The organism is uncultured Fretibacterium sp. (assembly GCF_938030725.1).
Classification (GTDB): Bacteria; Synergistota; Synergistia; order Synergistales; family Aminobacteriaceae; genus Fretibacterium.
Map to the genome: position 1 here is coordinate 22134 of NZ_CALHIQ010000142.1, position 9075 is coordinate 31208.

A 9075-nucleotide genomic window follows, 5' to 3' on the forward strand; every position below is an offset into this window, starting at 1 on the left:
GCGCCGGACGGGAGGTGAGCGAGGTACCGAGCGGTTTTGGCGAAAATCCGTCAGCGTTCCCTAAGCATTCGGCACGTTCCTGCCCCGCCTGAGGTCTGGTAAAATACCACACTGAGTGCATTCCGACGGAGGTCGATTTCTGGAAGACTTCGTCCGGAGCCTGTCGACCCCTGGCTCCTGCGGAGGGTGAACGTCAGGTGAAGACAACGATGACGCCTTCAAAAGCGTTAAAAGGACTGAAAACTTATGGAGTATGATCCCCATCTGCCAGAGGCGGAGGCCCCGTTCTCTACCGAGGAGGCCGCCCCTCAGGGCCCGAAACAGAAAAAGCTGAAGCTGTCGAAGGTCCCCCCTCAGACCGGGAAGGGGACGCCAGGGGACGGCCGCGTCCCGAAGCGCCTTCAGGCGGCCTCCTTCTTCTGTGGCGCGGCCGTCATGGTGCTGGAGCTCACCGGCTCCCGCCTGGTGGCGCCGTTCCTCGGCACGTCGCTGGTCGTCTGGACGGCGCTGATCGGCGTGATCATGACGAGCCTCTGCGTCGGAAACTGGCTGGGCGGCTGCCTGGCGGACCGGCGTCCGGAGGCCCGTCTGCTGGGCCGCATCCTCCTCCTGGCCGCCGCGATCCTGGGGGCGACGGCCTTCGCCAGCAACGCGATCCTCACCGCTCTCCTCCGGCTCTCCCTCAACCTCTACCTGACATCCGTTGCGGCCGCCCTCGTGATCTTCACCCCGACGACCCTGCTCCTGGGCATGACGTCACCCTTCATCGCGCGCCTGGCCCTGCGCGACGTGGCCTCGTCGGGCGGCACGGTGGGGCGCCTCTCGGCCCTGAACGCGGCGGGGAGCATCCTGGGGACCTTCCTGGGCGGCTTCGTCCTGATCTCCCTCCTTCCCTCCGGGGTCATCCTGATGGGCCTCGCCAGCGCCCTTGCAGCGCTCTCCATGCTGCTCTACGCCGCCTCCTGGCGGGGCGTCCTCCTGACGGCGGCCTGCCTGGGCTGCGGCGCCTGGGCCTCCAGGGTGTACGGGCTGCCCATGACGCCCGTGGGCGTCCAGATCGACACAGCCTACAACCACATCTCCATCGTGGAGAGCCTCATGCTGCGCAACAACAACCGGCGCGTCCGCATCATGATGACGGACCCGGACGGGGCGCAGTCCCTGATGTACCCGGACAGCCCCGCGGAGCTGGTGAGCGACTACACCAAGTTCTACGACCTGGCCTTCCACTACAAGCCGGACGCGAAGCGGATCCTGATGCTGGGCGGGGGCGGCTACTGCGTGCCGCGTCACGTCCTGGCGGAGCGCAACGTTTCCATCGACGTAGTGGAGCTGGACCCCGGCGTCACGGAGGCGGCGCGGCGCTACTTCGACCTGCAGGACAGCCCGAACCTCAGGATATTTCACGAGGACGCCCGCTCCTTCCTGAACCGCATGGCGCAGGACCCGGAGGGACAGGGGGCCTACGACGCGGTCTTCATGGACGTCTTCGGCTCCTGGTACTCCATCCCCTTTCACATGACCACCGTGGAGGCCGCGCAGCGGATCCGCGCCCTGATGGCGCCGGACGGCGTCCTCATCACCAACGTCATCGCCGCGCTCTCGGGCCGGCGCAGCGGCGTGTTCCAGGGGATCTACGCGGCCTTCTCCCAGGCCTTCCCCCGGATGCTGATCTTCCCGGCCTCCGCTCCGGGGCCGGAGAGCGCGGAGGCCCTGCAGAACCTCATGCTGATGGCCCTCTGTTCGAGCGACCCCGCGGTCCCTCCGGCCCCCGACGCGGGCGTCCTGCCCCTCCTGGCCCACCAGTGGCTGGACCCCTTCGTCCCGGAGGTCCCCGCCTTCACCGACGCCTTTGCCCCGGTGGAGCGCTACGCGCTGGCGCAGTAGGCGTGCGGACTCGGAGGTCCTGCCCGCAGCGAGGTCGCCCCTTGGGGCGCCGCTTTTGTTTTTGAATTTCGTTTGTGAAGGAAGGTTGTGTTCTCCTTGACGGATTCTCGGATGAAGTCCTCCAACAGGGCGGACCAGGCGAAGGTCGGCCCCGGCGCGGCCAGGAGGCCGATGCCCCTCGTCCCCGCGCCGATCCTGGTCCCGCTCTGGATCGTCGCTCTTGTCCTGCCCAACCTGGTCTACTCCGGCGTGCGGTTTGCCGACACGCTGCACATCATGAAGTGGGCCGTGGCGGGGTTCCCCGTCGCTCTTGCCCTCCTGGCGGCGGGCTGGCGCCTCGTCCGGAATGGGGGGGACCGCCTGACGCTGCGGGTGGACCTCTTCGGGTCGATCTGGGCCCTGATGTTGGTCTACTGCGCCCTCATGCCGCTTTGGACCCCCATCTCCTCCGCGACGGGGATGCTCCACGAGCTCGTCTGCCTGGCGGCGGTGTGGGCCTTTTACGTGCTGAGCGTCGATTCCTTCCCCAACGGGAGCCTGCGGCCGATCCTTTGGCTGGCCAACGTCAACGGAGCGATCAACGTCCTGTTCGCGGAGCTGCAGATTCGGAAGTTGAACGGCCTTGACTTCCTTGCGGGGACACCTCTGGCGGGCCTGCAGTCCCTGAGCTCCGTCATCCTGCCGACGCCGGGCAACTACATCGGGAACACCGCCCAGCAGAACATGTTTGGCCTCTGGATGGCCGTCTGCGTCATGAGCTCCGTCTACCTTTTCATCGCCTACGCCGTGGACGAGGGGGGCCGGAGGAGGCCCCTGTGGCTGACGGTCCTGAACCTGCTCCTGATGGGCGTCAACGTCTGGGGCCTGTGGAACAGCACCAGCCGGTCCGGAATCTTCTCCCTGTTCGCCGGACTCCTCGTGCTGGGCCTCGTGACCGTGGCCCGCTTCGGCCGGGCCTACGCCCTGCGCCTCGGACTGGCGCTCTTGCTCTTTATCGCCGTGCTGGGCGGCTCCATGGCGGTCAACCGCGCGCGGAGCAGCGACCTCATCGCCAAGACGGGGGACATGGTCCAGAACGCCTGGACCGTCGGCGGCCGCATCGGCATCTGGACCACCTCGAAGGCCATGTTCCGAGAGCACCCGGGGGGCGTGGGCATCGGGCAGTTCAAGTGGCACTACCTGGAGGCTCAGCGGGAGGCCTTCAAGACCAACCACGAGCCCTGGTACCAGTGGCAGTACACCCACTGGGCTCACAACGAGTTCCTGCAGTGGTTCTGCGAGGCGGGCGTCCTGGGGGGCGTCCTGCTCCTCGCGATGTTCGGCCTGTGGGGCGTCGCCGTCGTGACGCACCTCCTGAAGGGCCGGCACCTGCCCCGGGAGGCCATCTGGGCCTGTGCGCTCGTCACCCTCATCGCCTTCAACGCCCTCTGGACCCGCCCCTTCCACCGGATCGAGAACATCCTGTGGATGGCGCTGGCCTTCGCCATCACGAACCGGGAGGTCCTGACGGGGAGCCTGGGCTGGTCCGCGGCCCTGGCGAAGCGGGCGGCGCGGCTGATGGGAGCCCTCTTCTTCGTCGCCGCCGTCGCCGGGTCGGCCTACCTCCTGAGCGGCATCGAGGGGAACCTCCTGCTGCGGAGGGCGCTCAACACCTCCAACGCCGTCCTGCAGCGGGGCTGGCTGGAGAGGGCCGCCGCCCACCCCATCGTCCGGGAGGACGCCATCAAGAACCTGGGATACCACTACCTCCAGGTGGGGGACCAGACGGGCGACTTCAACGCCCTGAGTCGCGGCTTCAGCCTTCTGCTGGATCACTTCCGCCGCGAGCCCCACTCCGAGGACATGAGCCAGCTCCTGCATTGGGCCCAGCGCTTCCAGGCCCAGGACGTGCTGAGGGAGCTGGCGAGCTACCTCAAGCCGGGGACCTTCCAGTTGGTGCCCCAGCCGGGCATGACGGACCGCCTGGGCCGCTCCGTCGACGCCCTGGTCCTGATGCCGCTCCAGCAGTCGGGTGGGATGACCTACGAGGGGGCCGAAGTGTCGCGCCAGTCCATGGACGCCCCAGCCTCCGAGTGACGGAGCGCCCCATGCGCCGAACCGGCTTCACGCTCATCGAGGTCATGATCGCGGTGATGCTGACGGGGATGGTGACGGCCCTGGCCCTTGCGCCCGTCGTCGTCACGGTTCGGCGCGTCGTGGAGCTTCAGCAGGACTACTCCGACGCCTCCGCCCTCTCCCGCGCTCTGGCCTTCATCGGGCGTGACGCCGCGGCCGCGCTGCGGGCGGCTCCGGTCCCGATCATCGTGAAGGACGGCAGGGTGTTGGGAGGGGGGGACGACGACGTCCTGATCGTGATGAGCGCCTCCCCCGCGAGGCAGGACGTGGCGGCGGGCAGCCTGGTCTACCGGGTCGAACGGGGCAGCCCAATGCGTCAGGACCTCCTGCCCGGGCTCTACCGCTGGGTGCTGTCGGGGAAGCTGCCGACCGAGGTGGACCCCGACAAGTTGAGGGGTGAGGAGGGGCAGCTCGTCCTTCCGGGGGTGACGGGCTTCCGCGTCGAGGTCCCCGTGGATGGGGAGGAGCGCCGTAAGGAGTACAAGGGGCCCCTCCCCGCCGGGCTCTTCATCGCCCTGACGCGGGGGACGGGGAAGGAGGAGGAGAGCGCTGAGGACTTCGCCGTGTTCCCGTAGGCGGCGCGGCTTCGTGCTGGTGTCCGTGCTGATGCTGGGCACGCTTCTGATCGCCTGCGCCACGGCCTTCGCCTGGTTCGTCCGCCTCCAGGTGCGCAGCGTCCTCCAGGAGCGGACGGCCCTGACAAATCGCAGCATGGCTCAGGTGCTCGCGGACTCCGTCATCAACGCCATCGCCGAGGTCAGCGGCCGGATGGACGCCGACAGCCCCCGTCAGCAGTGGTTCAAGCCGTTCCTCTTCCCGGCCGACGGGCTGGGGCTGTGGGCTGTGCAGGTGAGGCCGCTGGACGACAAATTCCCCATCCGCAAGCTCTTCCTGCCGGACGGCAACACCGTGAGGCAGGAGCTGCGGGGCCCGTGGGAGGACCTGTGGGACGCGCTGGGGCACCGGGAGCTGGCCACGCCGATGCTGGACTTTCTGGATCGGAACGACAGGGGGCGGGTCGGCGGCGTCGAGCGGAAGGAGTTCATCAACCGCCCGCCCTTGGACCTCTCGGAGCTCCTGCTGCTGAAGGAGCTCACGCCGGAGGTCCTCCGGGGCGGGAACGGCAGGCCGGGCCTGAGCGACTTCTGCACGCTCTGGAGCGACGGGAAGATCAACCTCAACTCGGCCCCCCTCCCCGTCCTGCGCCTCCTGCCGGGGCTCGACGGCGGACAGGCGGAGCGGGTCGAGGCCTACCGGAGGGAGCACGTCCTGAGGAGCCTGCAGGACGTGCAGTCCATCCCCGGACTCACGGCCCGGACGGCCACGCGACTGACGAACCTGGCCGCCTTCAAGAGCCGCTACTTCGCCCTGCGCGTCGAGTTCGTCGACGAGTCGCCGGGAGGGACCTCGTTCAACATCATCTTTGACCGGACGGAGAAGAAGGTCGTCCGCTGGGAGGAGTCATGAGAGTGCGTTCGCTTTTCAAGAGAGGGGCCGTTTCCGAGTCCGTCAGGTTCCGGCGTCTGTCCGGCGGGGAGCTGCTGCCGCTGTCCTCCGCGTCGGGGGCGCGTCGGGGCGCCCTGGAGGTGACGCTGGTCCCCATGCGGTCCCTGGCCCTGGCCCCCTTCTCCTTCCCCTTCGCCAACCTCGCCAAGGTGCGGGAGGCGCTTCGGCTTCAGGTCGTGCCCTATGCCGCAGCGGGGGAGATCGAGCTGTTCCCCGTCGTTATGGAGCGGGCCGGCCGGGGGGTGTCGGGGTCGGTGTGGTACCTCTCCCCCTCGGAGCTGAACCTCCCCCTCGACGGGGGCCGGTCGCTGGTCTGGCCCGCGCCGCTGCCCCTGGCCGCGCGGGTGCAGGGGACCGGGGTCGCCCTGTGGGCGGACGAGGAGAACCTCTGCTCGATCCTGTGGCAGGACTGGAAGCCAGCCCTCACCCGCTGGACGTCGCGGGACCGATCCTCCCCGGAGGCGGAGCTGGCCTGGTTCGACCGCTGCTGCGCTGCCCGCAAGCTGGAGAGGGGCGCGTCCTTCGTCCTCGACGCGCGGGACCCCGGTGCCGCTGCGACGCTGGAGGACTCCGCGCGGGAGACCCTGCCCCACTGCCCCTGGCTCCGGACGCTCAACCTCTCCCGCAGGGCGCTGGAGGGGGCCATGGGCCTCGAACGGGACGTCCGGCTCATGACCCGCGCCGCCTGTTGGATCCTCCTGATGGGGGCCTTGACGCTGGCGGGGAGCGTCCTGCGCTGGCGACAGGCCCTGTCCCGGGTCGATGAGGCCCGCCTGAGGTCCGAGGACCTGTACCGCCAGGCCTTTGACCCGACGCACACGGGGCGTATCTCGAACCCCGTCGCCCTGGCGCGGGACCGGATCGCCGAGCTTCAGGGTGGCACGGAGGGACGCGAGCTGGGGAGCGTGCTGGCGGACCTGGGCGCCGTCTTCACGGAGAACCCCAGCATGGACGTCAAGGTGGACGTCCTGCGCTATAATGCGGAGGGACTGGACTGCACGGGCTCGGCGCCGGACATGAGCACGGTGCTGGCCTTCCGCAAGGCCTGGGAGGGCCGGGCTGCGCTGTCGCAGCTGGACAACACGCAGAGCGTATCGGGCGTGGGGTACCGCTTTGACCTCCGCGTCCGCTGGCAGCCTCTGGGAGGCGGAGAATGACGATGAACTTTGACGGGACGATCAACAACGCGCGGGCTGTCCTTCGGGGCGAGGCCCCGGGGTCGGTGCGCTTTCTGGCTGTCGCCCTCCTGGCCCTGGGGGTCTGGGCAGCGGTGAGTTGGGTGTCGGGATGGACCGCCGAGGCCTCCGCCGCGCTGGCGACCCAGGAGGGGCGTCTGCGGACCCTATCCATGCTGGCGGAGGAGTACCGCCTCATGGCGCCTGCCGGAGGGGCGGGCACGTCGGAGGGGACCGTGGACGTCCCCACGGTGTTCGCTCAGGTCTCCGAGCGAATGGAGCTGGGCAGCCGCGTGAACCGCATCTCGCCGGACGGAAAGAATCAGTCCGTGGAGATCAACCGGCTCCACGCGGAGGAGTTGGTGGAGCTGAACCAGCAACTGGCAGTGCGGGGCGTACACTTCCTCTCCGCGGAGGTACGGGCTCTGCCCACCGGCGACAAGCAACTCCTGTCGGTCTCCGCGATCATCGGCCCCGTCAAGGGGGACGCCGGACGATGAGGCGGCTGGCGACGCGTCTCCTGAAGGCGCTTCTGTTTCTGGTCGCCTTCGTGGCCGCGCTCTGGACCTTCCTGCCCTGGCGCGAGGCGGGCGTGGCCTCCCTGACCCTGGCTGGGGACGTGCTGGAGCGGCACGGCATGAGACTGGCCTTCTCGGACGTGGAGGCGGCGGGAGGGGGCTTTACGGTCAACGGGCTCTCCGTGAGCGGCTTCACGACCTTTTCGTTCAGGTCCCTCACCCTGCGCCCTCAGCTGATGGCGAGCCTGCTGAGCCTGGCGCCGGTCTGCGAGGCGGACTTCACCGGGGGCGAGATGACGATGGGTCAGGCGATGAACTTCGGGGACGGCGGCTTCCTGCTGACGGCGGGCCGGGACGGTGTGCTGTTGGAGCGGCTGCGAACGGACGGGGACTTCGCGATTTCGGGCTTCGTGGCGCTGGACCCGGGCCGCATGAAGATATCGAGGGCCGAGGCTGCGATCTCCGTGCCTCAGTCCTTTGAGGGCAACATGGAAACGCTGCAGGGCTTCCTGCCCCTGGTTCGCGAGGGGAGCGGCTGGGTCCTGCGCCGCGCTCCGTCGGAAGGGGGCGCGGCGCAATGAGGGGCGAGCTGGTGTCCTCCCTCAGGGGAAGGCTCTCCCGCCTCCGGGATCGGACGCGCCGGGAGGCTGCGGCTCCGCGCGGCGCTGAGGGAGGGCGCGTCTATGCGGCGTGGCTCTGGCTCTTGCCCGTCCTGCTGGGGCTGACGCTGGGCTGGTTCGCCGACGCCTGCCTCGAAACGCTCCTGGGGCGCTTCGGCACGGGGCGCGCCGTGGACCGGTCCGCCCTGCCTGCGGAGGCGGAGAGGGCGTCCTCCGTCGGTGCCGGCATGGAGGAGTTCCTGACGGCCAACCCCTTCCGCGTTTCGCCGATGGAGGCGAGCCTCCCGACAGCCCGGAGCGCGGACGTGGAGGTCACCGGCTCCCTGGCGACGGCTGTGCTACGGGGGACCCTGCCGAACGTGGGGGCCTGGATCGAGGACAAGGGCAAGGTGCGCCTGGTGCTGATGGGGACCAGCTTTGATGTCTACACGCTGGCGAAGGTCACCTACCGGGAGGCCGTCTTCGTCAAGGAGGACGAGGTGGTGGTGCGGGAGCTGCGCTACAGCGAGCCCGGTTCGGAGCGGGGTGCGTTCTCCACCCCCACAGCGGAGGCCCGGCCCGTGGGCATCCCGGAGGGCAGCGTGACGCCCGCCAGGCCGGGGGAGCAGGACGGGGAGGTCCCGAGCGAACTCGTGACCAGCCTGGTGCAGAACCCCTTCGACGAGTTGAAGAAGATCCGCCTGCGCCCCAACGACGGAGGAAACGGCCTCGAGATCCAGTGGATCCAGGACGACAGCATCCTGAAGCAGCTGGGCGTGCAGAAGGGCGACGTCATCAAGTCCGTCAACGGGATCCCCTTCACGAACATGGCGGATATCGCCAACTCCATCAACTCCCTGATGAACAGCGAGCGCTTCGACGTGGAGGTGGACCGGGAGGGCAAGCCCACCGCGCTGCGGTACGTGGTGCATTGAGCGTGAACGGGATGTCCGGCGCCCGGCGTGGCTTCACCCTGATGGAGGTCCTGGTGGCGGTGGCCATCGTGGGGATGGTGGTCGCCGCCGGGTTTCGCCTCATCACCATGTCGCTGCGCTCGCTCTCCGAGATCGCGGCGGAGCGGGAGCTGACCGCGGCGGCGCAGAGGATATGGCTGCGCTTCCGAACGGAGAAGGACATGCCCGAAAGCGGCAAGGAGGAGGGCGTGGAGTGGCGCACGGAGATCGACTCCGTGCCCGTCGAGGACCTGGAGCTGCCCTTCAGGCGGGTGACGGTGAGCCTGGGGAAGCGCTCGATGGTCATCTACCTGCCTGAGGC

At 68.9% G+C, this 9075-nt stretch carries 9 protein-coding genes; all 9 read left to right on the forward strand.

Annotated elements, in window-relative coordinates; all coding sequences use genetic code 11:
• Positions 1–246: 246 nt before the first annotated feature.
• Entirely contained in the window at positions 247–1887 is a 1641-nt protein-coding gene (locus tag Q0629_RS08190; protein ID WP_298781234.1) for a fused MFS/spermidine synthase, read from the forward strand.
• Between the two features lie 111 nt (positions 1888–1998).
• Positions 1999–3963, forward strand: a complete 1965-nt coding sequence (locus Q0629_RS08195; protein ID WP_298781236.1) for an O-antigen ligase family protein — start codon at positions 1999–2001, stop codon at positions 3961–3963.
• Positions 3960–4577: a prepilin-type N-terminal cleavage/methylation domain-containing protein gene (locus tag Q0629_RS08200; RefSeq protein ID WP_298781240.1), complete on the forward strand. Its 618-nt coding sequence runs from the start codon at positions 3960–3962 to the stop codon at positions 4575–4577. Before Q0629_RS08195 ends, Q0629_RS08200 begins: the two co-directional genes overlap by 4 nt.
• A 13-nt stretch (positions 4578–4590) precedes the next feature.
• Entirely contained in the window at positions 4591–5469 is an 879-nt protein-coding gene (locus tag Q0629_RS08205) for a helix-hairpin-helix domain-containing protein (protein ID WP_298781243.1), read from the forward strand.
• Positions 5470–5471: 2 nt separating this feature from the next.
• On the forward strand, positions 5472–6665 hold the full coding sequence (gene gspL, locus Q0629_RS08210) for a type II secretion system protein GspL (protein WP_298781248.1): 1194 nt from the start codon (positions 5472–5474) through the stop codon (positions 6663–6665).
• Complete coding sequence (locus Q0629_RS08215; protein ID WP_298781251.1) at positions 6662–7183, forward strand: hypothetical protein; 522 nt, start codon at positions 6662–6664, stop codon at positions 7181–7183. Before gspL ends, Q0629_RS08215 begins: the two co-directional genes overlap by 4 nt.
• Positions 7180–7782: a hypothetical protein gene (locus tag Q0629_RS08220; RefSeq protein WP_298781253.1), complete on the forward strand. Its 603-nt coding sequence runs from the start codon at positions 7180–7182 to the stop codon at positions 7780–7782. The genes Q0629_RS08215 and Q0629_RS08220 overlap by 4 nt, the downstream gene beginning before the upstream one ends.
• Positions 7779–8735: a type II secretion system protein GspC gene (gene gspC, locus Q0629_RS08225; RefSeq protein ID WP_298781256.1), complete on the forward strand. Its 957-nt coding sequence runs from the start codon at positions 7779–7781 to the stop codon at positions 8733–8735. The genes Q0629_RS08220 and gspC overlap by 4 nt, the downstream gene beginning before the upstream one ends.
• An 11-nt stretch (positions 8736–8746) precedes the next feature.
• The coding region (locus tag Q0629_RS08230) for a type II secretion system protein (protein WP_298781261.1) at positions 8747–9075 on the forward strand (329 nt) is incomplete at its 3' end.